Genomic DNA, 23,467 nt, shown 5'->3' with positions numbered 1-23,467 from the left:
TTAACTGGATTCTTAATGTAAACCTATGATGAATAAGAAATCATCATAGGTTTTCTTTTTTTGTGACCGGCTTCAAAGTTTCAACAAAAAAATAGATGGTTCAGTTTTTTTTATTTTTTTATGGGAGTATTATGCGACCTCAATACTAGGAGAGTAATGATGTCAGATATTCAACAGTTTAGTCAGCATGATATAGAAATTCTTAATGAAGAAACTGTTTACAAAGGTTTTTTTACACTTAAGAAAGTACAGTTCAAACACAAGCTTTTTGCCGGTAGTGAAAGTGGCGTGGTGACACGTGAATTATTGGTAAAAGGTGCCGCTTCTGCCGTGATTGCTTACGATCCGAAAGAAGATTCGGTAGTTTTGGTTGAACAAGTACGTATTGGTGCATATCAACCTGGCTCAGATCGTTCTCCTTGGTTATTAGAGTTGATCGCCGGCATGGTCGAAGCGGGGGAACAACCTGAAGAAGTGGCTTTGCGTGAAAGTGAAGAAGAAGCGGCTGTCTCAGTTCAAGATCTTACTCATTGTTTAAGTGTATGGGATAGCCCGGGTGGTGTCGTCGAACGTATTCATCTGTTTGTCGGTCGAGTAGATAGCTCGCAAGCCAAGGGTATTCATGGTTTAGCTGAAGAAAATGAAGACATCCGTGTTCATGTGGTGAAACGTGAACAAGCCTACCAATGGATGTGTGATGGCAAAATTGATAATGGTATTGCAGTAATGGGCTTGCAATGGCTTCAATTAAATTACGCCCAATTGCGGCAGCGTTGGCAATAGGAGTCCCATGAACAATACATTTGAATGCGAGTCCGCAAGTGAGATCGTCAAATTATTACAAATCACCGATCCTCATTTGTTTAAGGATACAAGCAAAGACTTATTAGGTATCAACACGCATGAAAGCTTTTCTCAGGTGTTAAAAGAAATTCAGGCAGAGTCTTTTAATTATGATGTCGTGCTTGCGACAGGTGATTTGGTACAAGATAGTAGCGACGAAGGTTATCTACGATTTGTTGAAATGGTTAAACCGTTAAATAAATCAGTATTTTGGCTTCCAGGTAACCATGATTTTCAACCTAAAATGGTCGAGCATTTAAGCCAATCACCTATTAACGCATCAAAACATTTACTTCTTGGCAAACATTGGCAAGTGATTTTGTTAGATAGCCAAGTTTCTGGTGTGCCTCATGGCGAATTGAGTGCTTATCAGCTAGATTGGTTAAAAACAAAATTAGCCGAAAATCCAGCTCGTCATAGCTTAGTCGTCTTACATCACCATCTATTGCCAACGAATTCAGCATGGCTTGATCAGCATAACTTACGTAATGCGCATGAATTCTCAGAGGTTCTTGCTCAATTCAACAATGTAAGAGGGATTTTATACGGTCATATTCATCAAGAAGTCGATGGCTATTGGCAAGGTTATCAAACCATGGCAACACCAGCGACTTGTATTCAATTTAAGCCGGACAGCAATCATTTTGCTTTAGATACCTTGCAACCAGGTTGGCGTGAAATTGAGCTACATCCAGATGGGCGAATTGAAACAAGGGTGAAGAGAATCAAACAAAAAACATTCTTGCCAAATATGGAGGAAGAAGGATACTAAACAAAGTGCGGTTAAAATTCAGGTGATTTTAACCGCTCTTTTTCTATACCGAAATGGGTAAAAGTCCATTTTACACTAGCCAGAATTCCCACAACTCTGTACAATAGCCGACCGATTTTATCTTTTAACTAATCTTTATTTTTAAGCAATATGACGCAAAAATTACATATTAAAACATGGGGCTGTCAGATGAATGAGTACGATTCATCAAAAATGGCCGATCTTCTCTTAAATACACATGGTTTAGAATTAACGGATATTCCAGAAGAAGCCGATGTGTTACTTCTTAACACCTGTTCTATTCGTGAAAAAGCACAAGAGAAAGTGTTCCATCAATTAGGTCGTTGGAAAGAATTAAAAAAACAAAATCCAAACTTAGTGATTGGTGTGGGCGGTTGTGTAGCATCACAAGAAGGTGAGCATATTCGTCATCGTGCACCTTATGTGGATATCGTATTTGGTCCGCAAACTTTACATCGTTTGCCAGAAATGATTAACCAAATCCGTGGCGGCAAAAGTTCGGTGGTGGATGTAAGTTTCCCTGAAATTGAGAAATTTGACCGCTTACCAGAGCCTCGCGCAGAAGGCCCAACAGCGTTTGTGTCTATTATGGAAGGCTGTAATAAATATTGTACTTACTGCGTGGTGCCTTATACCCGTGGTGAAGAAGTGAGCCGTCCTGTTGATGATGTATTATTTGAAATTGCGCAGTTGGCCGATCAAGGTGTACGTGAAATCAATTTATTAGGCCAAAACGTAAATGCGTATCGTGGCCCGACATTTGATGGCGGTATCTGTACATTTGCGGAGTTATTGCGTTTAGTGGCGTCTATTGATGGTATCGACCGTTTACGTTTTACCACCAGTCACCCAATCGAATTTACTGATGATATTATTGACGTGTATCGCGACACACCAGAATTAGTAGATTTTGTACACTTGCCGGTGCAAGCTGGTTCTGACCGTATTTTAACCATGATGAAACGTGGTCATACCGCGTTAGAATATAAATCGATTATTCGTAAATTACGTGCAGTGCGTCCAAATATTCAAATCAGCTCAGATTTCATTGTGGGCTTCCCTGGTGAAACCAATGAAGAGTTTGAACAAACAATGAACCTAATCGCACAAGTGAATTTTGATATGAGCTTCAGCTTTATCTATTCTGCGCGTCCAGGTACACCTGCAGCAGATATGCCAGATGATGTAACCGAAGAAGAGAAAAAACAACGTCTCTATCTTTTACAAGAGCGTATTAACCAACAAGCGGCACAATATAGTCGCCGTATGCTTGGTACAGAGCAACGCGTGTTGGTGGAAGGGCCATCTAAGAAAGATATTATGGAATTAACAGGACGTACGGAAAACAACCGTATTGTAAATTTCCAAGGCTCACCAGATATGATTGGTAAGTTTGTCGATATCAAGATTACCGATGTTTATACTAACTCTCTACGTGGCGATGTGGTGCGTACTGAAGATCAAATGGGATTACGTATTGCACAATCTCCACAAGAAGTAATGAATCGTACTCGTAAAGAAGATGAATTAGGCGTAGGACGTTATCACGGCTAATCATATTAAGAATATAGATAAGTAACCGTACGAAAGTGCGGTTATTTTTTTATGTGTTTTTTAGAAAAGAGAGTAGGAAAGTCTTTATCCTGAATTTTAGGCATAAAAAAACACCAATTAAGATGCTGATTTAAAGTGGTGGGTCGTGAAGGATTCGAACCTTCGACCAACGGATTAAAAGTCCGCTGCTCTATACGATAACGCATTGCGCGTTCGTGCTTGGGCGAGCCGTTGGGGCATTCGTCAGTTCCAATTCTACGGTGGCGCATCAATTTCCGTTTAGCGTGAATTGCGCCGATTAATCAGCGGTCAAGCCGTTGCCGTTTGTGTTGCGCGCCATCCAGCAAAGCGTGTTACATAACAAGACGGTGGTAATGTTGCTTAATGTAGATGGTTCGACAAAATGGTTTGATATGTGTGTACGCAACGCAAAAGAAATCGTGTATATCACTAATTCACGAATCCCTTTCATCAACAATGAAACTGGCGAAGAAACAGACCAAAATAACAAGCCACAAATGCTTGTACTATTTGAGCCAAAAGCCCCTTACGGCAGTTTGAAGTCATCTTATGTGTCTATGCACGAAATGAAAGAAAAAATAACTCCAATAACTCTAAAAATGCTTGCTTTTAATTTTTTTTGGGGTTATAATACCCCTAAATAAACAATTTTACGAGGTAAAAGATAATGTGAACAGTAAACAATTAATAAAGCAAATTGAAGAAGATGGCTGGTATCTTGTTGAAATAAAAGGGAGCCATCATCAATTTAAGCATGATAAAAAAATAGGGCGAGTCACAGTTCCACACCCTAAAAAAGATTTACCGCTAAATACAGTTAGATCAATATTGAAACAAGCAGGGCTTAAAAAGTAAGCCCTACTTTTGCAAGATTTTATTTTTTATATTGCAATTTATATATCGCTATTTTTATCTATATTTGTTTTATTAATTGTTTATTACGTCTATTATCTTAGATACTAGTTTTATTTGTTTTACATTTCTTTAAATCTATAAGGCTTTTATATGTTATACCCAATCGGAATAGAAATGGGCGATGAAAATCACGCATACGGTGTGGTTGTGCCTGATGTACCAGGCTGTTTTTCAGCTGGTGATACATTAGAAGAAGCATTCATCAACGCAAAAGAGGCAATTGCCTTCCATATTGAAGGCATGTTAGAAGATGGAGAGGAAATCCCACAGCCAACATCTCTGCAAGAGCATGTTAAAAACCCAGAGTATGAAGGCTTTACGTTTAGTTTTGTGGATGTAGATTTAACGCATCTAATGGGGAAAGCTGAAAAAATCAATGTAACCTTGCCTAGTCTTCTAATTAAACGCATTGATAATTTTGTGGCAACACATCCCGAATATAAAAACAGAAGCAACTTTTTGGCACAGATTGCTACAAATAAGTTACTTGCTGCATAAAAATAAAAGCCGCTATTTCTAGCGGCTTTTTTCATCATCTAATATTTTTCTCAAATTGGCTTTTTCTTCGTCCGATAATTTACCCAAAACAAGCTCAAGCAATTTGTCTTTTGTCAGCTTACTGGCGCGTGTGGTATGCCCAAACTCCATATTCATTACAAAGCGGTGTCCGCATAGGGGATTCTTGCATGCACAATAATATCGAGTAAATTCACTGTGTAAACCGATCAGAAGATTACAGATAAATCCTTTGAACGACACATCGAAACAGATAGTGAAGTAAAACAAATTGGTACATCGACAAAAACAGTAGATTCAGATAGTACGCAAACTATAGGCGGAAATAAAACTGTTAGCGTATTGGGTAGTATCAATGACACGACTGCAAGTAATCGTACTGTAGGAACAGGTGGCACGCTACAAGAAAAAATCGTTGGATTGGCGCAACGTGTTTCAGACGAAAAGAATAAATTTGTGGCGCCGCTAAGTTATGTGGGTACTGAAGGGCAAAACATATTTAGACTGTTGGAAGATACTATTCAACTGTTGGGAGAAGTTGTAAGCACCTTAGCAACGCACACACACGCTGGTTCACCTTCGCCAGATCAAGCAAGCATATTCAACCAGCAGGCAAACAAAGCAAAAACAATAAAAGGCAAACTCACGCCGATTATTGAATAGCTACCGCACTTCACATAAAACCAAAGCCGCACAATGTTGCGGCTTTTCTTTATGTTTCCGATATGTATATCAGAGACATTAACCACGGAAAATCTAAGTGATTGTTATAACAAATAAATCTACGTAATAAGCAATATAAAACAATTCCACGGAAATTTTTCACGTAAAAACACAAGGCACGGAAAATCCACTTCCTCCCCCGCTGAATTTGCGTTAAAAATTTACATTTTTTCAGTTAATTTTCAGATTGTAAAATTGGGTAAGTAGTTGAGGTAAAAGAGATCATTTTACTGAAAGAATAGGGATCTTAACTGTAAAATTTACGGGGTTTTACAGTGTTTTTCACTTAAAAGAGATCTGTGTAAGTTTGTAGGAGATTACAGTATATTGATTTATAAGGTGTTTTTATCTTTTACGTGATAGTTAATAAGAAATTTTTATTTCATTTTTAATGATTGGCGGCATCGCCACTGAGATAAATAATTTATAAATGAAAGTGTAAAAAAATGGAAATTTAACCGCCACTTTATCGCCACTTAAGAAAGAATTGGTGGGTCGTGAAGGATTCGAACCTTCGACCAACGGATTAAAAGTCCGCTGCTCTACCGACTGAGCTAACGACCCAACTAGATGATTTTAAAGTAAATTTTAAAATCTTTTGACTGGTGTTTAAATGGTGCCCGAAGCCAGACTTGAACTGGCACGCCTCGAAAGGCGAGGGATTTTAAATCCCTTGTGTCTACCGATTCCACCACTCGGGCAAATTGGAGCGGGAAACGAGGCTCGAACTCGCGACCCCGACCTTGGCAAGGTCGTGCTCTACCAACTGAGCTATTCCCGCGTTTGCTTGTTGCCAAACAACGGGGCGTATTTTACGGATTTATCTCATTGTGTCAAATAAAATTCGTAAAAAAAGTTTTTGATTGGTTAAAAATAGTTCAAAAATAAAAGGTTCGATTAAAATAACCGCACCTTTTATTTAAAATTTAGTCAATTCTATAATTCAATGTTATCTAACAAGCTGCCTTTTGCTGCTTTTAAGTATTGAAGCATTGACCAAACCGTTAAAATCGCAGCTAAATAGAGCAATACAATTGCTAGCGTTTCCATATACACATTATATCGCCAGAGTAATCCACCTAAAGCGAGCATTTGAGAGGTTGTTTTTACTTTTCCTAGCCATGAAACAGCCACTTTATTACGCTCACCTAATTCAGCCATCCATTCACGTAAAGCAGAGATAATGATTTCACGTGAAATCATGATAATCGCTGGAATAGTAATCCAGAAAGAATGTTGATATTCTACAATTAATACTAGCGCAGTGATCACCATTACTTTATCGGCAACAGGATCAAGGAAAGCACCGAAACGTGTTGTTTGTTTTAATTTTCGAGCAAGATAGCCATCAAACCAGTCAGTGACCCCGGCGATAAAGAAGATAAGCGTTGTAATAAAAGGTGCAGAAGGGATAGGCAAATAAAACGCCACGACGAAGAATGGAATTAAAATCACTCGGAGAATCGTCAGAAAAATAGGAATATTATATTTCATAAAAAAATAACCGTACTTTGGTTAAAGATACGCTCATTCTAAAGGATCTACAAAAATAAAAAAAGCCACTTAGTGTGGCTTTTTCTTAAAAGTTAAAGTTTATCAGCGTTTTGTTTCAAGTATTTAGCAACACCTTCAGGGTTGTCTTTCATGCCTTCTTTACCTTTTTCCCATTGAGCAGGGCAAACTTCACCGTGTTCTTCGTGGAATTGCAACGCATCAACCATACGTAACATTTCATCGATGTTACGACCTAATGGTAAATCGTTTACGATTTGGTGACGAACAACACCGTTTTTGTCGATTAAGAATGAAGCACGTAATGCAACACCTTCTTCTGGATGTTCGATACCGTATGCTTTCGCGATCTCATGTTTAACGTCAGCTGCTAATGCATATTTGACTGCACCGATACCGCCGTTTTCAGTTGGGGTATTACGCCATGCATTGTGAGTGAATTGAGAGTCAATAGATACACCAACAACTTCAACTCCACGTTTTTTGAATTCTTCATAACGGTGGTCGAATGCGATTAACTCAGATGGGCAAACGAAAGTGAAGTCTAATGGGTAGAAGAATAATACCGCTGCTTTACCTTCGATGTGTTTTTTGAAATTGAAGTTATCAACGATTTCACCATTGCCTAAAACTGCAGAGGAAGTAAAATCTGGAGCTTGACGAGTTACTAATACCATAGTCATAATTCCTATATGAATGTTAATAAAAATTTTGCGAATGCAAAATGCGGAGAATATTTTAAAAAAATTAACCGCACTTTAACAGCTGTTTTTATCTATTAAATTAATTAATATTGTCTAAGTTACAGGTGAAATATATGTCAGAACATCATACTTTATCGACCACACTGGTTCATGCAGGACGTAAAAAACGTTTTACCCAAGGGGCTGTAAATCCAGTGATCCAACGTGCTTCTTCTTTAGTGTTTGAAACTATTGCAGATAAAAAACATTGCACAAAAAATCGTTACAAGGGAGAGCTTTTTTACGGTCGTCGAGGCACGTTAACACACTTTGCTCTTCAAGATTTAATGTGTGAAATGGAAGGCGGGGCAGGTTGTTATCTTTATCCCTGTGGTGCTGCAGCGGTAACAAACGCTATTTTGTCATTTGTAGAAACGGGCGATCACGTTTTAATGACAGGTGCGGCGTATGAGCCGACACAAGATTTTTGCAATGTGATTTTGAAAAAAATGCATATTGATACGACCTATTATGATCCAATGATAGGCGCAGATGTTGCCAAACTCGTGCAGCCAAATACAAAAGTCTTATTTTTAGAGTCGCCAAGCTCTTTAACGATGGAAGTGCCTGATATTCCGGCAATTGTTAAAGCCGTTCGAGCCGTGAGTCCTGAAATCGTCATTATGATCGATAATACATGGGCGGCAGGCGTATTATTTAAAGCGTTAGAGCACGGTATTGATATTTCTATTCAAGCAGGAACGAAATATTTAGTGGGGCATTCTGATATTATGATTGGTACTGCGGTGGCTAATGCACGTACTTGGGATAAATTGCGCGAACATTCCTATTTAATGGGGCAAATGGTTGATGCAGATTCCGCTTATACAACAGCACGCGGTATTCGTACCTTAGGTGTGCGATTAAAACAACATCATGAAAGCAGTTTGAAAGTCGCCAAATGGTTAAGTGAACAACCACAAGTTAAAGCAGTGTATCATCCTGCTTTGCCAAGCTGTCCTGGCCATGAAAACTTTAAACGTGATTTTACCGGCGCAAGCGGTTTATTCTCTTTTGAATTGCATAAACGTTTAAATGATGAAGAACTTTCTGCCTTTATGGATCATCTTGATCTTTTCACAATGGCTTATTCTTGGGGCGGGTTTGAATCGCTCATTTTATGCAATCAACCAGAAGAAATTGCAAAAATTCGCCCAGGTATTGAGCGTAAATTAACGGGATCATTAATTCGTCTGCATATTGGATTTGAAGACACAGATGAATTAATTGCTGATCTTCAAGCGGGTTTTGACCGAATCAAATAAGAAAGAGGGCTGTTTATGTAAACAGCCCTTATTTACTCAATCTTTGAGTTGATTTATCATAGTCAGCATTTTTAGCAACTAGAGAAGAATAATGAAACATATTCATATTTTAGGCATCTGCGGGACTTTTATGGGTGGCGTTGCGATGATTGCCAAACAAATGGGCTATAAAGTAACAGGTTCCGATACTAATGTTTACCCACCGATGAGCACCTTTTTACAAGAGCAGGGCATTGAAATTATTCCTAATTATGATGTCGCTCAACTTCAACCTGCGCCAGATATGGTGATTGTCGGAAATGCCATGAAGCGTGGTAATCCTTGTGTGGAATATGTTTTGGATAATGCCTTGCCTTACACATCAGGTCCTCAATGGTTACACGACCATTTATTGCGTAATCGTTGGGTGTTAGCGGTTTCAGGTACACATGGTAAAACCACAACAACGGGGATGTTGACTTGGATTTTAGAACAAAATGGCTTAAAACCAGGTTTCCTAATCGGTGGAATTGCGGGCAACTTTGGTACTTCTGCTCGTTTAGGGGAAAGTGAGTTCTTTGTGATTGAAGCGGATGAGTATGATACGGCGTTCTTTGACAAGCGTTCTAAATTTGTACATTACAATCCGAAAACCTTGATCATTAACAATATCAGCTTCGATCATGCTGACATCTTCGATGATCTTCACGCGATCCAGCGTCAATTCCATCATATGATCCGAACTATTCCTTCTACAGGACGCGTTCTTTCTTTTGCAGATGAGCAGAGCGTGAAAGAAACCCTCAATATGGGCTGTTGGTCAGAACAGCAGTTTATTGGTAAAGATAAAGAATGGTTTGCGGAACGTATTACTAATGATTGCTCAGAATTTACTGTATTCCATCACGGTAAAAAAGTTGCTGAAGTGAAATGGAATATTGTCGGACAGCACAATATGCACAATGCGTTAATGGCGATTGCGGCGGCTTACCATGCGGGTATCAAAATTGAAGATGCATGTCAGGCATTGGGCAGCTTTATCAATGCAAAACGTCGTTTAGAAGTGAAGGGGGAAGTAAACGGTATTACGGTTTATGATGACTTCGCTCACCATCCAGAAGCCATTCTGGCGACACTTACTGCGTTGCGTGACAAAGTAGGCGGTGGCGTACGTATTCTTGCCGTATTAGAGCCTCGTTCAAACACCATGAAAATGGGCGTGCATAAAGATGAAATTGCGCCAGCGCTTGGACGTGCTGATGCGGTGTTTATGCTACAACCAGATAATATTCCATGGGATGTGGCTGAAATTGCAGGACAATGTGTGCAACCTGCACATTACACAGGAAATGTTGATAAATTAGTCGATATGATTGTGGCAGAAGCAAAACCAACGGATCATATTCTTGTGATGTCAAATGGTAGCTTTGGCGGCATTCATCAAAAGATTTTAGATCGATTAAAATAATCTCAATGTTAAGTGTGGTCAAAAATGAGAGTGTTTTTGACCGCACTTTTTATTATCAAAAATAAGGAAATTACATGGCTGATCCACATATTCAATCTCTAATGGATGTTTGGGATAAACTCACTGTCATTATTTATCGCACAGGCTTTGTCATTGCGGCATTTAGCATCTTGGCTTTAACTTGGTATCCTCAACAAGCTCAAATTGCCGTGTTGATTGCGGCAACTTGTTGTGCATCATCCCTTCATATTTATTTAAAGCATTTCCGTTTAACATTCCAATTTGCCACGTGGCTTGCACTCTTATGTGCGCTTTTAGGTTGGCATGAATTGGCACTGGGTGGAGCATTGGTCACACTGGGCGGTTTATGTTTTAAAGAATACTTCTGTTTTAGAGTACCGCTATTAAATTTACAACCTGCATTTGTCGCCGCACTTTGGTTTACTTGGGTATTTGAAGGTGGTTGGATTGTCCGAATTTTGTCGGTGATTGTTGGCGGATTATTATTAATTCTAGCGGTTCAAAAATGGCGAATGCCATTACATTTTGATATTGGCGATAAGACAAAGTATCAAATCTAATAAGATTGATAGATAAAGGCATAATGTTTCAGGACATTGTGCCTTTTTATTTCGATTAAATTTACCTTTATTTAAAAACGAAAAAAGCACCGAAATTTCGGTGCTTTGTAATTTGGTTGCGGGGGCCGGATTTGAACCGACGGCCTTCGGGTTATGAGCCCGACGAGCTACCAAGCTGCTCCACCCCGCGTCTGATGGCGCGTAATATACTCGTTTCAAAAATTATTGCAAGATTTAAACTGAATTTGACTTTCCGTTTGTTAAAAAAATAAACAAAATGAATATTAATTAACCATTTTATGAAATAGTGCTAGTCCTAAAAGGGAATTTTTGATAGCGTATGCACCTTTGTATTGAGTTAGTTTAATTTAGGAAAATAAGAATGAAATTTCGTCAAAATCTCGCTGTAAAAATGCTCTCTGTAATGGCGGCAGTTTCGGTGCTTGCGTCATGTGGTTCAGCACCAAGTAAAGTCTCTTCTAAAAATAATTCTAGCTTGCCGCGTACAGCAACGGGCGATGATCCACAAAAATTTGGGGCAAAGTATAGCGGACGTAATTATCAACAAGCTATTTTAAGCCCAGTGGCTTCCGTGGAGAACAAAGGTGCGGTAGTTAACCAAGGTGATTTTTTAACGCAGTTGACGAATGTTCGTGATTATTCAAATTCATTAACAAATCGCTTTGCGGCGAATTATGGCAAAATCACTAACTGGGTACTTGCAGGGGCCAATGTGAATGAATTAGCGCAATACGGCATCAACCCACAGATTATGAAAGGTTTCGATGGTTATCAAAACGTGTTGATGACAGGTTATTATTCGCCAGTGATTCATGCACGCCGTACTGCACAAGGTCAATATCAACATCCAATTTATGCGATGCCAAGCTATAAACGTTATAGCCGTGCAGAAATTTATAATGGTGCATTGGCAGGACAAGGCTTAGAGCTCGCTTACAGTGATTCAATGATGGATAACTTCCTACTAGGCGTGCAGGGGAGTGGCTATGTTGATTACGGTGATGGCAATTTAAATTATTTAGCCTATGCGGGTCAAAATGGTTATAAATATCAAGCGGTTGGTCGTTTGTTAGTAGAAGATGGTGAAATTCCAAAAGAAAAAATGTCTATTCAAGCGATTCGTGAATGGGGGAAAGCAAACCCATCTCGAGTACGAGAATTGTTAGAACGTAACCCATCTTATGTTTTCTTTAAAAACGATCCGACAGGTAAAGTGAAAGGTTCTGCTGGTGTGCCTTTAGTGCCAATGGCTGCTGTTGCTTCTGATCGCAATGTGATTCCTTCTGGAACCGTATTATTGGTTGAAGTACCTGATATTGATAATGAGGGTAACTGGATGGGCACACACAAATTACACTTAATGGTAGCACTTGATGTGGGCGGAGCAGTAAATGGTCACCACTTTGACTTATACCGTGGTATTGGCGATCAAGCGGGTCATATTGCGGGGTTATCAAAACACTATGGACGCGTTTGGGTACTACAATAATGGCTCGAGTTGATAACTACGAACAACGTTTTGGCGGCATTGGCCGCCTTTACACACCAGAAGGCTTGGCGCGTTTGCGTCAGGCTCATGTGTGCGTCATTGGTATTGGCGGTGTAGGTTCGTGGGTGGTGGAAGCGCTTGCGCGAAGTGGCGTAGGGCAGATCACAATGATTGATATGGATGATATTTGTGTCACTAATATTAATCGTCAGCTTCCTGCGTTGAGTGGCAATATTGGCAAGCTTAAAACGGAAGTGATGGCAGAACGCGTTAAGCTGATTAATCCAGAATGTGTGGTGAATATTATCGATGATTTCATTTCACCGGATAATCAAGCCGAATACTTAAATCGTGGTTATGATTATGTCATTGATGCCATTGATAATGTGAAAACCAAAGCAGCCATGATTGCCTATTGCAAACGTAATAAAATCAAGATTATTACTATTGGTGGCGCAGGTGGTCAGACAGATCCATCCAAAATCCAAATTGCTGATTTAAGCAAAACGATTCAAGATCCATTATTGGCGAAAGTGCGGTCAGTTTTACGTAAGGATTTTAATTTTACCCAAAATCCACAACGTAAATTTGCAGTTGATGCGGTGTTTTCAACCCAGCCTTTGATTTTCCCTAAAATGGGCGAGGGCTGTAAAGTATCAGCCACCATGAATTGTGCAAATGGTTTTGGTGCGGCAACCATGATCACCGCAACCTTTGGATTTTTTGCCGTTTCTAGGGTAATAGACAAGTTATTAAAATAAAGAAATGAAGCAACGTGAAAACGTTGCTTTTTCTTTATGAATAAAAGTATTCAATAAGATGAAGAAATATCACTTCATTTTTTTAATTTGAAATGTTGCAATTTTATCAAAAAGGCGTAGTCTATGTTGGGTTTGAGAATAATTCCCAATAAAAGTAAGGAAACAAAATGAAACAAGTATTAAAAATGAGTGCAATTTCTACCGCACTTTTAACCCTTCCAATGATGGCAAATGCTGATGTATTGGCCTCCGTGAAACCGCTCGGTTTTATTACATCATCTATTGCAAACGGTGTGACAGATACACAGGTTTTAGTACCAGCTGGTGCTTCTCCACATGATTACAGCTTAAAACTTTCAGATGTGCAAAAAGTGAAATCTGCAGATTTAGTGCTTTGGGTTGGTGAAGATATTGACGCTTTCTTAGCGAAACCGATTAGCCAAATTGATAGTAAAAAAGTCATCAATATTTCTGATATTCCAGAAATTAAACCGCTTTTAAGCAAAGTCCATCATGAACATTATCATGAAGGCGATGAACACGAGCACGGTCATGATCATAAACATGGACACGATCATAAGCACGAACATGGTCATGACCATGAGCATCATCACCACGACGTGGATGAAAATGGATTAAGCGTGAACTGGCATTTATGGTATTCACCAGCCATCAGCCAAATTGTGGCACAGAAAGTGGCGGATAAATTAACGGAACAACATCCGGATAAAAAAGAGCTCATTGCGAAAAACTTAGCCGATTTTAACCGCACTTTGACTGAGCAAAGCGACAAGATCAAAGCACAATTAGCGCCACTCAAAGATAAAGGTTTCTTTGTGTTCCATGATGCTTATAGCTATTTCAATGAGGCTTATGGTTTAAATCAAACCGGTTATTTCACCATTAATCCATTAGTGGCACCAGGTGCAAAAACCATTGCTCACATCAAAGAAGAAATAGAAGAACACCATGTAAATTGTCTTTTTGCTGAACCGCAATTCACACCAAAAGTGATTGATTCGCTTGCACAAAGCACAAAAGTTAATGTTGGTCGTTTAGATCCTATTGGCGATAATGTACAGCTTGGTCCAAATTCTTATGCGAATTTCCTTCAAGCCACCGCTGATAGCTATGCTCAATGTTTAAGTAAATAATCAAAAATCTCCCCCTCGCCCCCTCTTTACAAAAGAGGGGGAATATTCTTGAAATATCCCCAAATTTAACCGCACTTTCGTGCTATAATCCGCCCAATTTTTCCCTATCGAGAAAACGCATGAAACAACTATTTGCCACAACTGCCCGTGGTTTTGAAGAACTCTTAAAAGTCGAACTGGCTGAGCTTGGTGCAACAGAATGTAAAATTGCACAAGGCGGCGTACATTTTCAGGCTGATGATGAAACACTTTATCGAAGCTTACTATGGTCACGTTTAGCTTCACGTATTTTGTTACCTATTGTAAATGGCAAGGTATACAGTGATTTAGACTTGTATTCAATTGTGACAGGGCAAGATTGGTTAAGTTATTTTGACGAGAAAGCCACATTTTTTGTTGATTTCAACGGGACAAACCAAGAAATTCGTCACACCCAATTTGGTGCGATGCGTGTGAAAGATGCCATTGTGGATTATTTTGAACGCCAAGGGAAAGCGCGCCCAAATGTGGATAAAGACTATCCGGATATTCGAATTCATGCTTATTTAAATAAAGAAGAACTCGTTGTTTCACTCGATTTAAGTGGTGAAGCATTGCATTTGCGTGGCTATCGTGAAGATACAGGGCAAGCGCCTTTACGTGAAACCTTAGCCGCCGCGATTGTGCTTCGTTCAGGTTGGAAAAAAGGAACACCGTTAGTGGATCCAATGTGTGGTTCTGGCACCTTGCTAATTGAAGCGGCACAGATGGAAGCACAAATTGCACCGCAATTACATCGTTTACATTGGGGCTTTGATTGCTGGAAAGGGCATAATCAAGATGCTTGGGATAAGGTGAAAGCAGAGGCGGTACAACAAGCGGAAACTTATTTTAATCAAAATCTAAAACCGCATTTTTATGGCTTCGATCTCGATCATCGCGTACTGAAAAAAGCACAAAAAAATGCACAAAATGCAGGTGTGGCACATTTAATCCAGTGGAAACAAGGTGATGTCGCCGCATTAAAGAATCCAAGCCCAGATGAAGTGGGAACAGTGATTTGTAACCCACCTTACGGTGAACGTTTAGGCACAACCCCTGCGTTGATTGCACTATATTCAGTCTTTGGACAACGTCTTAAAAATGAATTTGGTGGTTGGAATGCATCGATTTTCAGTAGTGAATCTACGTTGCTTGATTGCTTGCGTATGCGTTCTTATCGTCAATTTAAAGCGAAAAATGGCCCATTAGATTGTGTTCAGAAGAATTATCAAATTTCCGAGCGCAAAGAAAGTGCGGTTGAAAATCCGCTTGAATTTGACCGCACTTCAACGGTCGCGGTGGATTTTGCGAATCGCTTGCAAAAAAATATCAAGAAAATTGAAAAATGGGCGAAACAGCAAGGCCTTGATGCGTATCGTTTATATGATGCTGATTTACCGGAATATAACGTAGCGGTGGATCGTTATGGCGATCATATCGTGGTGCAAGAGTATGCCGCCCCGAAAAATATTGATGAAAATAAAGCCCGTCAACGTTTATTGGATGCAGTGACTGCAACCTTGCAAGTCACTGGTATTGAAACCAATAAACTGATTTTGAAAGTCCGTCAAAAACAAAAAGGCACCAATCAATATGAAAAATTGGCCAATAAAGGCGAATATTTCTATGTAAATGAATACGGCGCACAGCTTTGGGTGAATTTAACGGATTATTTAGATACAGGATTATTCTTAGATCATCGTTTAACCCGTAAAATACTTGGTGAAATGGCAAAAGGCAAAGATTTCCTCAATCTTTTTGCTTATACCGGTTCAGCAACGGTTCACGCAGCATTAGGTGGGGCAAAATCGACAACAACCGTGGATATGTCTAACACTTATTTAAACTGGGCAGAGCAAAACCTGATTTTAAATGATATTGAAGGCAAGCAGCACAAGCTCATCCAGGCAGATTGTTTGCAGTGGTTAGAGAAATGTGATTGCCAGTTTGATTTGATTTTCGTGGATCCGCCAACATTCTCGAATTCTAAGCGTATGGAAGACAGTTGGGATGTACAACGTGATCACATCAAATTAATGCGTAATCTTAAGCGTATTTTACGTCCTAACGGCACCATCGTGTTCTCGAACAATAAACGTGGTTTTAAAATGGATTTTGAGGCGTTAGATGAATTAGGATTAAGTGCGGTCGAAATTTCAGCGAAAACCTTACCGCTTGATTTTGAGCGAAATAAACAAATCCACAACTGCTGGGTTGTGACAATGAAAGCCTAATAAAAAGCCCGATAATGATTTATCGGGCTTTTTTGTTATTCGACTTCTTTTTGTTTTTCGGTTTCAGAATCATCATGAAGAAGGGTTTCGACCGCAGCTTCATCATTGATCTCATCTTCTTTTTCTAAGATTTCCGCTGCTTCTTCATTTAATGCTTTAGCATCAGAATGTGGTTTGATGAAGGGTTTAGGCATCCAATATTTTCGGATGATGTCTGTTGAGAAACCATGTAAAACTTCTTCATTTAAGCGTTCTTGATCTAAATAACGAACTTCCGCAATGATTTCATCTGCTTCAATTTTGTTTACACCTAATTGCATTAACGCTGCATGACTGAGCGTGAGGGCAGACTCAAAGGTCTCACGTACAATAAAGTCCACATCTAGCTTAATAAGACTCACGGTTGTTTGGCGGTCATAAGTTCGCGCCAATATTGGGAGTTTCGGATAAGCATCTTTCAAATTCTGAACGATGTTTTCAATACGTTGTGTATCGTTAATCCCGATGACAACACATTTAGCTTTTTCGATACCCGCTGCACGTAAAACATCAAGGCAAATACCGTCACCGTAATAAACTTTAAAACCAAATTTAGCTGCCGCACGAATGTTTTCGATGTTACGGTCAATCACCGATACGTTAATACCACGAACAAGAAGCGATTGACACACGATTTGGCTGAAACGACCAAAACCAATCACGAGCACGCTATCTTCTAAATCCACAATTGGATCGAGATCGCTAGTATCGACTTTTTCCTCTTGATTCGCTGATTTGCGTTGGTTGATTTTACGCATTAATAAGCCAATCAATGGTGAGAATAACATTGAGATAATGACTGCAGCGGTAAAAGTCGCATTTTGATCTTTTGTCATCACGCCTGCAGTAGTCGCAGCAGAGAAGAGTACGAATGCAAATTCACCACCGTGCGCCATGATGGTCATTCGTCCAACCGATTCGGTACGGTCAAGTTTTGTAATACGCGCCACGGTATAAACGGCTAAGGCTTTGCCGACGATGTAAAGGCATACGATACCTAACAACCAAACCGCATCATTGAAGACTAAACTGAGGTCAAGCGACATTCCCACGCCCATAAAGAAGAGACCGAGCAATAAACCACGGAATGGTTCAATATCGGCTTCTAATTGGTGACGGAATGCGGATTCTGAAAGCATTACACCTGCAACGAATGCGCCCATCGCCATTGAAAGGCCGCTCGCTTCCATTGCCAATGCAGCACCTAACACCACAAGTAAGGCGGCAGCTGTCATCATTTCGCGAATATGAGCTTTGGAAATCAAACGGAAAATTGGGTTCATTAACCATTTACCCGCAACGACTAAACCGACAACGGCGCCGAGTGCAATAGCGATGGATGTCCAGTTGGTTTGATGTTCAATATGTTTGGTTTCAGGCGTTAAAAAGGCAATAGATGCCAATAATGGCACAATGGATAAATCTTCAAAAATTAAGGTAGAAATAACTCGTTGGCCTTTTGGTGTATTCGTAATCCCGCGTTCTTCTAATACCTGCATCACAATAGCGGTGGAAGAAAGCGTAAAGCCCATACCCGCAATAAATGCGACCTCTTTAGGAAGATTTAAAATATAGATACCTGCAAAGGTAAGCAGAACGCCACATAGCCCGACTTGTAGAAAGCCCCGTCCAAAGATCGCTTTTCGCATCGCCCATAAACGTTCTGGATGCATCTCCAAACCGATAATAAATAAGAACATCACCACGCCCAGTTCGGCCATATGCAGAATCGATTCTGCATCTTTCACTACACCGAACACGGAAGGACCAATTAAACAGCCTGCCACTAAATAACCCAACACGCTACCTAAGCCAATACGCTTAAAAAGCGGCACGATAGTGACACTGGTAGCAAGCAGGACAACAGTTTTAATTAATTCAGGGCTGACGACATTCGACATAGGGCAAAAAACCTTAGTAAAAACAGGGAGTATGAGAAGAAAGTTGACTTGTATTCTAGCCTTTTTTCACTAAATAAAAAACACAGAAAAGCAAGAAATTGGTATAATTTACAAAAACTTTACACGCATAAAAATGGTCAGTTTTTTGACCGCACTTTAGAGGTATTATGACATTACAATTCAATATGGTCGCGTTGTTATTGGTTTTCTTAATTGTTTTAGGTTTAATTAGCCAAAATAGCGCGATTACCATCTCAGCCGCCGTGCTGTTAATTATGCAGCAAACCTTATTATCCAAATACATTCCTATACTCGAACAATACGGAGTCAAAATCGGGATCATCATTTTAACGATTGGTGTCCTAGCACCGTTAGTGTCGGGAAAAATCCAACTGCCCGATCTCAGTTCATTTTTAAACTGGAAAATGGGCGTTTCTATTTTAACCGGGGTATTCGTCGCATGGCTTGCGGGGAAAGGGGTGCCATTAATGAGTGAACAACCTGTTTTGGTGACAGGATTATTAATTGGTACGATTATTGGTGTGTCTTTCTTAGGCGGTATTCCAGTGGGACCTTTAATCGCCGCAGGGATTTTAGCTGTATTAATAGGAAAATTTTAAATGAAAAACAAATGGTTATTTATCGCGGGATTGAGCGGTTTTTTGTGTGTGACAATTGGTGCTTTTGCGGCACATGGATTAAGCAAGGTTTTAGAACCTAAAGAGTTAGCCTGGATTGAAACGGGTGTGAAATATCAAATGTTCCACACCATTGCGATTTTAGCGATTGGCATTTTGCAATTATGCCGTGAATCATTGGTTGCAAACAAAATAGTTAATCTTGCTGCAGGGACTTGGGTGTACGGTATTCTGCTCTTTAGCGGTAGCCTTTATGCGCTTGCGCTTGGTGCGGGCAAATTTCTCGTTTGGGTGACACCGATTGGAGGCACGCTCTTTTTAATTGGTTGGCTTTGCTTGGCTTACGGTGGTTTTAAAAGTAAATCAGTATGAAGAACAAATCAATCAAACGTGAATTAAATCCGATACAACAATCTCTCTTTTCGAAACTCAAGGATATTATGCTGGTGGATCAACGTCGTTTATCCGCCCGCATTCATGGTATTGGAAAAATTAAAAGCCAAGAGGCTCAGCAAGCCGTTGCCGCAGAAATCCAGATGCAGATTGAACAGGCTCAATTGCGTGTAGAAAATCGTAAAAGTGCGGTCAAAAATCCGATTGTTTTTCCAGAGAGTTTGCCCGTTAGCCAACGCAAAGCCGAAATTCAAAAACTGCTTTCTGAGCATCAGGTCATCGTGGTGGCAGGGGAAACCGGTTCAGGTAAAACCACTCAATTGCCGAAAATGTGTTTGGAATTAGGTTTCGGCAATTTAGGCATGATTGGTCATACTCAACCACGCCGTATTGCTGCTCGTTCGGTGGCGGCGCGTATTGCGGAAGAACTGGAAACGGAGCTTGGCGATTTAGTTGGTTATAAGGTTCGTTTTAACGATCAAATCAGTGATGATACGCAAATCAAGTTGATGACTGACGGGATCCTGTTAGCAGAAATTCAAAACGATCGTTTTCTCAACCAATATTCTTGTTTGATTATTGATGAAGCCCACGAACGTAGCCTAAATAACGATTTTATTCTCGGTTATCTGAAACAACTTTTACCACGTCGTCGTGATTTAAAACTCATCATCACATCCGCGACCATTGATGTGGAACGCTTTTCTAAACACTTTAACAATGCGCCGATTATTGAAGTCTCAGGTAGAACCTATCCTGTTGAAGTGCGTTATCGTCCCGTAGTGGAAGAAGACGATCAAGATCAGCTACAAAGCATTCTCAACGCAGTGGATGAACTGCAAGCAGAAGGTCGGGGCGATATCTTGATCTTTATGAACGGTGAGCGTGAAATTCGCGATACCGCCGAAGCTTTACAAAAACAAAACCTAAAACACACGGAAATTCTACCGCTCTTTGCACGCTTGTCTGCGCAAGAACAAAATAAAATTTTCCATCCGAGCGGATTAAATCGCATCGTGTTGGCGACCAACGTCGCAGAAACCTCATTGACCGTGCCGGGCATTAAATATGTAATTGACCCAGGTACTGCGCGAATTTCCCGTTATAGCTATCGCACCAAAGTACAACGTTTACCGATTGAACCCATTTCACAGGCATCTGCTAATCAGCGTAAAGGTCGTTGTGGTCGTGTAAGTGAAGGGATTTGTATTCGTTTATATTCGGAAGAGGATTTTAATTCTCGTCCGGAGTTTACCGATCCTGAAATTCTGCGCACCAATTTAGCCTCCGTTATTTTGCAAATGACGGCATTGGGTTTGGATGATATTGAAGCCTTCCCATTTGTGGATTCGCCAGATAAACGCCATATTCAAGATGGTATAAAATTGTTGGAAGAATTGGGTGCGTTTGAAATCGTTCGCACCAAATCTGGAGAGAAGCGTCAATTAACGGCTGCAGGTCGTCAATTATCGCAATTCCCTGTGGATCCACGTTTAGCGAAAATGTTGTTGAGTGCTGTTTCACAAGATGCGTTGCATGAAGTAATGATTATTGTTGCCGCGTTATCCATTCAAGATCCGCGCGAGCGTCCACAAGAAAAACAGCAAGCTTCTGATGAAAAACATCGTCGTTTTGCCGATAAAAAATCAGATTTCTTGGCTTTCCTCAATCTTTGGCGTTATCTACAAGAACAACAAAAAGAATTGAGTAAAAACCAATTCCGTCGCCAATGCCAAAAGGATTTCTTAAATTATTTACGTATTCGTGAATGGCAGGATATTTATCATCAAATTCGTTTAACTGTACGTGAAATGGGTTTGCCGATTAATTCCGAAAAAGCAGAATATCAGCAAATTCATACCGCACTTTTAAGCGGTTTGCTTTCTCATATCGGTTTAAAAGAAGCGGAGAAACAACAATATCTTGGCGCACGTAATGCCCATTTTGCAATTTTCCCCAATTCTGTACTTTTCAAAAAACAACCGAAATGGGTGATGGCGGCAGAGTTAGTGGAAACCTCCAAACTTTGGGGGCGTATGGTGGCAGAAATCGAGCCAGAATGGATCGAGCCACTAGCCGAGCATTTAATTAAAAAATCCTATTCTGAACCGCGTTGGTCAAAATCTCGTGGGGCGGTGATTGCAGATGAGAAAGTGACGCTTTACGGCGTGCCGATTGTGGCTGCGCGACCAGTGAATTACGGCTCTATCGATCCAACGGTAAGCCGTGAGATCTTTATTCAATCTGCCTTAGTGGAAGGGGATTGGAATACCAAACATAAATTCTTCAAAGAAAATCAACGACTCGTTCGAGAAGTGGAAGAGTTGGAACACAAAAGCCGCCGCCGCGATATTTTGGTGGATGATCGCACGCTTTTTGAATTTTACGATCAGCGTATTGGCACAGAAGTGGTTTCTCAAAAACATTTTGATACATGGTGGAAAAAGGCGCAGCAAAAAGATCCTGAATTGCTTAATTTTGAACGTTCATTCTTAATTAATGATGATGCGGAACAAGTGAGCAAGCTGGATTTCCCGAATTTTTGGCATCAAGGTAATTTGAAACTCAAATTAACTTATCAATTTGAACCGGGTACCGATGCAGATGGTGTGACTGTGCATATTCCGTTGCCGTTGCTCAATCAAGTGGAAATGACGGGGTTTGATTGGCAAATTCCGGGCTTGCGGGAAGAACTGGTGATTGCATTGATTAAATCGCTGCCGAAATCTTATCGCCGTAACTTCGTGCCGGCACCTAATTATGCCCAAGCTTTTTTAAGTCGTGCCGTGCCGTTGGAAAAACCGTTATTGGATACGTTGATTTATGAATTACGTCGTATGACGGGCGTCACCGTAGAAGCGGAACATTGGAATTGGGAACAAATTCCAAGCCATTTGAAAATGACGTTCCGTGTGGTGGATGAAAACGGCAAGAAAATCGCTGAATCCATGAATTTGGATGAGCTGAAATTCAACTTAAAAGATCGCGTACAGGAAAGTATTTCTGCTGTGGCAGATGATGGTATTGAACAAAGCGGGCTGCATATTTGGAGCTTTGCAGAGCTGCCACAATGTTACGAACAAAAACAACGTGGTTTCAGCGTCAAAGCGTTCCCGGCCATCGTAGATGAAAAAGATGCGGTTGGTATCAAACTGTTTGAAACAGAATTTGAGCAAGCGGTGGCGATGCAACAAGGTTTGCGCCGCTTATTGTTGCTCAATGTACCGTCACCGATTAAATATCTGCATGAAAAATTGCCGAATAAGGCTAAATTAGGTCTGTATTTTACTCCGTTCGGTCGCGTGTTGGATTTGATTGATGACTGTATCGCTTGTGCGGTGGATAAACTGATTGCCGATTTTGGCGGGTTTGTTTGGGATGAAGCAGGTTTTGAAAAATTGCGTGATTTTGTTCGAGAAAATCTGAATGAAGTGACCGTGGATATCGCGCAGAAAGTGGAACAAATCCTCTCTCTCAATCACGCCTTAAACCAACGTTTAAAAGGCAAAATGGATTTCACCATGGCCTTTGCCTTTTCTGATATTAAGGCGCAGTTAGGCGGATTGATTTATCCAGGTTTTGTGCAAAAGAGCGGTTATGATCGCCTACCAGATTTACAGCGCTATCTGCAAGCCGTTGATAAACGCATTGATAAACTGGCTCAAGATATAAATCGAGACCGTGCGGCTATGCTACGCTTAGAGCAAGTACAACAGGCTTACCAACAATTACTGGCTAAACTGCCGAAATCTAAACCAATTTCTGATGAAATTGCGGAAATTCGTTATATGATTGAGGAATTGCGTGTGAGTTTATTTGCGCAACAATTAGGCACGAAGTATCAGGTGTCAGATAAGCGGATTTTAGCTATAATCAATGCCCAGTAAAGGACGTTATCGCTTC

General features: G+C 40.3%; 19 protein-coding genes, 4 tRNA genes and 2 pseudogenes. 17 read left to right on the top strand and 8 right to left on the bottom strand.

Annotated elements, in window-relative coordinates; translation table 11 throughout:
- Window positions 1-159: 159 nt before the first annotated feature.
- From nudF to ACXVWB_RS02480, 6 genes and pseudogenes are all read left to right on the top strand, one after another.
- Window positions 160-783 (top strand): ADP-ribose diphosphatase, encoded by a 624-nt coding sequence (nudF, locus tag ACXVWB_RS02505; protein ID WP_149785906.1) that lies wholly within the window; start codon window positions 160-162, stop codon window positions 781-783.
- A 7-nt stretch (window positions 784-790) separates the two neighbouring features.
- A complete protein-coding gene (gene cpdA, locus ACXVWB_RS02500) occupies window positions 791-1,615 on the top strand; it encodes a 3',5'-cyclic-AMP phosphodiesterase (RefSeq protein WP_128787543.1) in 825 nt (274 codons plus the stop codon).
- A 150-nt stretch (window positions 1,616-1,765) separates the two neighbouring features.
- Window positions 1,766-3,190, top strand: coding sequence for a tRNA (N6-isopentenyl adenosine(37)-C2)-methylthiotransferase MiaB (miaB, locus tag ACXVWB_RS02495; protein ID WP_005698299.1), 1,425 nt, complete (start codon window positions 1,766-1,768; stop codon window positions 3,188-3,190).
- 314 nt (window positions 3,191-3,504) lie between these two features.
- Window positions 3,505-3,855: pseudogene (locus ACXVWB_RS02490) on the top strand (DNA N-6-adenine-methyltransferase); the annotation flags it as partial.
- Between the two features lie 25 nt (window positions 3,856-3,880).
- On the top strand, window positions 3,881-4,066 hold the full coding sequence (locus tag ACXVWB_RS02485; protein WP_149785882.1) for a type II toxin-antitoxin system HicA family toxin: 186 nt from the start codon (window positions 3,881-3,883) through the stop codon (window positions 4,064-4,066).
- A gap of 150 nt (window positions 4,067-4,216) precedes the next feature.
- Window positions 4,217-4,624 carry a type II toxin-antitoxin system HicB family antitoxin gene (locus ACXVWB_RS02480; RefSeq protein ID WP_128787541.1) on the top strand — a complete coding sequence of 136 codons (408 nt, stop codon included), beginning with the start codon at window positions 4,217-4,219 and terminating at the stop codon, window positions 4,622-4,624.
- Window positions 4,625-4,642: 18 nt separating this feature from the next.
- On the opposite strand, the gene ACXVWB_RS02475 is transcribed toward ACXVWB_RS02480, so the two are convergent.
- Window positions 4,643-4,885: an ogr/Delta-like zinc finger family protein gene (locus ACXVWB_RS02475; RefSeq protein ID WP_225852607.1), complete on the bottom strand. Its 243-nt coding sequence runs from the start codon at window positions 4,883-4,885 to the stop codon at window positions 4,643-4,645.
- Between ACXVWB_RS02475 and ACXVWB_RS02470 the strand changes: the two are divergent.
- Window positions 4,847-5,305, top strand: a pseudogene (locus ACXVWB_RS02470) (hypothetical protein); the annotation flags it as partial. The gene ACXVWB_RS02475 and the pseudogene ACXVWB_RS02470 overlap by 39 nt on opposite strands.
- Window positions 5,306-5,853: 548 nt before the next feature.
- Here the strand turns inward: ACXVWB_RS02470 and ACXVWB_RS02465 are convergent.
- The 5 genes from ACXVWB_RS02465 to ACXVWB_RS02445 form a co-directional block, all read right to left on the bottom strand.
- Window positions 5,854-5,929, bottom strand: a tRNA-Lys gene (locus ACXVWB_RS02465).
- A 50-nt stretch (window positions 5,930-5,979) separates the two neighbouring features.
- A tRNA-Leu gene (locus ACXVWB_RS02460) sits at window positions 5,980-6,066 on the bottom strand.
- Window positions 6,067-6,070: 4 nt separating this feature from the next.
- Window positions 6,071-6,146: transfer RNA gene (locus ACXVWB_RS02455), tRNA-Gly, on the bottom strand.
- A gap of 155 nt (window positions 6,147-6,301) precedes the next feature.
- Window positions 6,302-6,859 (bottom strand): CDP-diacylglycerol--glycerol-3-phosphate 3-phosphatidyltransferase, encoded by a 558-nt coding sequence (pgsA, locus tag ACXVWB_RS02450; protein WP_054418055.1) that lies wholly within the window; start codon window positions 6,857-6,859, stop codon window positions 6,302-6,304.
- 92 nt (window positions 6,860-6,951) lie between these two features.
- On the bottom strand, window positions 6,952-7,554 hold the full coding sequence (locus ACXVWB_RS02445) for a peroxiredoxin C (protein WP_049363646.1): 603 nt from the start codon (window positions 7,552-7,554) through the stop codon (window positions 6,952-6,954).
- Window positions 7,555-7,694: 140 nt separating this feature from the next.
- Between ACXVWB_RS02445 and metC the strand changes: the two genes are divergently transcribed.
- The 3 genes from metC (at window position 7,695) to ACXVWB_RS02430 (ending at window position 10,913) form a co-directional block, all read left to right on the top strand.
- Entirely contained in the window at window positions 7,695-8,885 is a 1,191-nt protein-coding gene (gene metC / locus ACXVWB_RS02440; protein ID WP_289901259.1) for a cystathionine beta-lyase, read from the top strand.
- A gap of 91 nt (window positions 8,886-8,976) precedes the next feature.
- Window positions 8,977-10,332 carry a UDP-N-acetylmuramate:L-alanyl-gamma-D-glutamyl-meso-diaminopimelate ligase gene (gene mpl / locus ACXVWB_RS02435; protein ID WP_289901258.1) on the top strand — a complete coding sequence of 452 codons (1,356 nt, stop codon included), beginning with the start codon at window positions 8,977-8,979 and terminating at the stop codon, window positions 10,330-10,332.
- Between the two features lie 74 nt (window positions 10,333-10,406).
- Window positions 10,407-10,913: a DUF2301 domain-containing membrane protein gene (locus ACXVWB_RS02430; protein ID WP_289901257.1), complete on the top strand. Its 507-nt coding sequence runs from the start codon at window positions 10,407-10,409 to the stop codon at window positions 10,911-10,913.
- A gap of 113 nt (window positions 10,914-11,026) precedes the next feature.
- On the opposite strand, the gene ACXVWB_RS02425 is transcribed toward ACXVWB_RS02430, so the two are convergent.
- Window positions 11,027-11,103, bottom strand: a tRNA-Met gene (locus ACXVWB_RS02425).
- Window positions 11,104-11,295: 192 nt separating this feature from the next.
- Here ACXVWB_RS02425 and mltA point away from each other — a divergent pair.
- From mltA to rlmKL, 4 genes are all read left to right on the top strand, one after another.
- A complete protein-coding gene (gene mltA, locus ACXVWB_RS02420; protein WP_289901256.1) occupies window positions 11,296-12,423 on the top strand; it encodes a murein transglycosylase A in 1,128 nt (375 codons plus the stop codon).
- The gene (gene tcdA, locus ACXVWB_RS02415; protein ID WP_289901255.1) at window positions 12,423-13,184 is read left to right on the top strand and encodes a tRNA cyclic N6-threonylcarbamoyladenosine(37) synthase TcdA; all 762 of its coding nucleotides are present in this window, start codon (window positions 12,423-12,425) and stop codon (window positions 13,182-13,184) included. Before mltA ends, tcdA begins: the two co-directional genes overlap by 1 nt.
- 167 nt (window positions 13,185-13,351) lie before the next feature.
- Window positions 13,352-14,338 carry a zinc ABC transporter substrate-binding protein ZnuA gene (gene znuA / locus ACXVWB_RS02410; RefSeq protein ID WP_289901254.1) on the top strand — a complete coding sequence of 329 codons (987 nt, stop codon included), beginning with the start codon at window positions 13,352-13,354 and terminating at the stop codon, window positions 14,336-14,338.
- 119 nt (window positions 14,339-14,457) lie between these two features.
- A complete protein-coding gene (gene rlmKL, locus ACXVWB_RS02405) occupies window positions 14,458-16,593 on the top strand; it encodes a bifunctional 23S rRNA (guanine(2069)-N(7))-methyltransferase RlmK/23S rRNA (guanine(2445)-N(2))-methyltransferase RlmL (RefSeq protein WP_289901253.1) in 2,136 nt (711 codons plus the stop codon).
- 35 nt (window positions 16,594-16,628) lie between these two features.
- On the opposite strand, the gene ACXVWB_RS02400 is transcribed toward rlmKL, so the two are convergent.
- Window positions 16,629-18,533 (bottom strand): monovalent cation:proton antiporter-2 (CPA2) family protein, encoded by a 1,905-nt coding sequence (locus ACXVWB_RS02400; protein WP_289901252.1) that lies wholly within the window; start codon window positions 18,531-18,533, stop codon window positions 16,629-16,631.
- Window positions 18,534-18,700: 167 nt separating this feature from the next.
- Between ACXVWB_RS02400 and ACXVWB_RS02395 the strand changes: the two genes are divergently transcribed.
- The 3 genes from ACXVWB_RS02395 to hrpA are packed head-to-tail and all read left to right on the top strand — an operon-like array spanning window position 18,701 to window position 23,451.
- On the top strand, window positions 18,701-19,153 hold the full coding sequence (locus tag ACXVWB_RS02395; RefSeq protein WP_065243362.1) for a DUF441 domain-containing protein: 453 nt from the start codon (window positions 18,701-18,703) through the stop codon (window positions 19,151-19,153).
- On the top strand, window positions 19,154-19,543 hold the full coding sequence (locus tag ACXVWB_RS02390) for a DUF423 domain-containing protein (protein WP_128787532.1): 390 nt from the start codon (window positions 19,154-19,156) through the stop codon (window positions 19,541-19,543). It begins immediately after the preceding gene.
- Window positions 19,540-23,451 (top strand): ATP-dependent RNA helicase HrpA, encoded by a 3,912-nt coding sequence (hrpA, locus tag ACXVWB_RS02385; protein ID WP_289901251.1) that lies wholly within the window; start codon window positions 19,540-19,542, stop codon window positions 23,449-23,451. The genes ACXVWB_RS02390 and hrpA overlap by 4 nt, the downstream gene beginning before the upstream one ends.
- Window positions 23,452-23,467: the final 16 nt, after the last annotated feature.

Source organism: Haemophilus sp. SZY H53 (assembly GCF_054332375.1).
Note: the sequence above shows the minus strand (reverse complement) of the source record. Positions and strands in the feature narration are given on the sequence as shown.

What these genes read in the sequence shown, in the direction of transcription:
- nudF (WP_149785906.1), top strand. Translation starts at nt 160, where the DNA reads ATGTCAGATATTCAACAGTTTAGTCAGCATGATATAGAAATTCTTAAT.
- cpdA (WP_128787543.1), top strand. Translation starts at nt 791, where the DNA reads ATGAACAATACATTTGAATGCGAGTCCGCAAGTGAGATCGTCAAATTA.
- miaB (WP_005698299.1), top strand. Translation starts at nt 1,766, where the DNA reads ATGACGCAAAAATTACATATTAAAACATGGGGCTGTCAGATGAATGAG.
- ACXVWB_RS02480 (WP_128787541.1), top strand. Translation starts at nt 4,217, where the DNA reads ATGTTATACCCAATCGGAATAGAAATGGGCGATGAAAATCACGCATAC.
- pgsA (WP_054418055.1), bottom strand. Translation starts at nt 6,859, where the DNA reads ATGAAATATAATATTCCTATTTTTCTGACGATTCTCCGAGTGATTTTA.
- ACXVWB_RS02445 (WP_049363646.1), bottom strand. Translation starts at nt 7,554, where the DNA reads ATGGTATTAGTAACTCGTCAAGCTCCAGATTTTACTTCCTCTGCAGTT.
- metC (WP_289901259.1), top strand. Translation starts at nt 7,695, where the DNA reads ATGTCAGAACATCATACTTTATCGACCACACTGGTTCATGCAGGACGT.
- mpl (WP_289901258.1), top strand. Translation starts at nt 8,977, where the DNA reads ATGAAACATATTCATATTTTAGGCATCTGCGGGACTTTTATGGGTGGC.
- ACXVWB_RS02430 (WP_289901257.1), top strand. Translation starts at nt 10,407, where the DNA reads ATGGCTGATCCACATATTCAATCTCTAATGGATGTTTGGGATAAACTC.
- mltA (WP_289901256.1), top strand. Translation starts at nt 11,296, where the DNA reads ATGAAATTTCGTCAAAATCTCGCTGTAAAAATGCTCTCTGTAATGGCG.
- tcdA (WP_289901255.1), top strand. Translation starts at nt 12,423, where the DNA reads ATGGCTCGAGTTGATAACTACGAACAACGTTTTGGCGGCATTGGCCGC.
- znuA (WP_289901254.1), top strand. Translation starts at nt 13,352, where the DNA reads ATGAAACAAGTATTAAAAATGAGTGCAATTTCTACCGCACTTTTAACC.
- rlmKL (WP_289901253.1), top strand. Translation starts at nt 14,458, where the DNA reads ATGAAACAACTATTTGCCACAACTGCCCGTGGTTTTGAAGAACTCTTA.
- ACXVWB_RS02400 (WP_289901252.1), bottom strand. Translation starts at nt 18,533, where the DNA reads ATGTCGAATGTCGTCAGCCCTGAATTAATTAAAACTGTTGTCCTGCTT.
- ACXVWB_RS02395 (WP_065243362.1), top strand. Translation starts at nt 18,701, where the DNA reads ATGACATTACAATTCAATATGGTCGCGTTGTTATTGGTTTTCTTAATT.
- ACXVWB_RS02390 (WP_128787532.1), top strand. Translation starts at nt 19,154, where the DNA reads ATGAAAAACAAATGGTTATTTATCGCGGGATTGAGCGGTTTTTTGTGT.
- hrpA (WP_289901251.1), top strand. Translation starts at nt 19,540, where the DNA reads ATGAAGAACAAATCAATCAAACGTGAATTAAATCCGATACAACAATCT.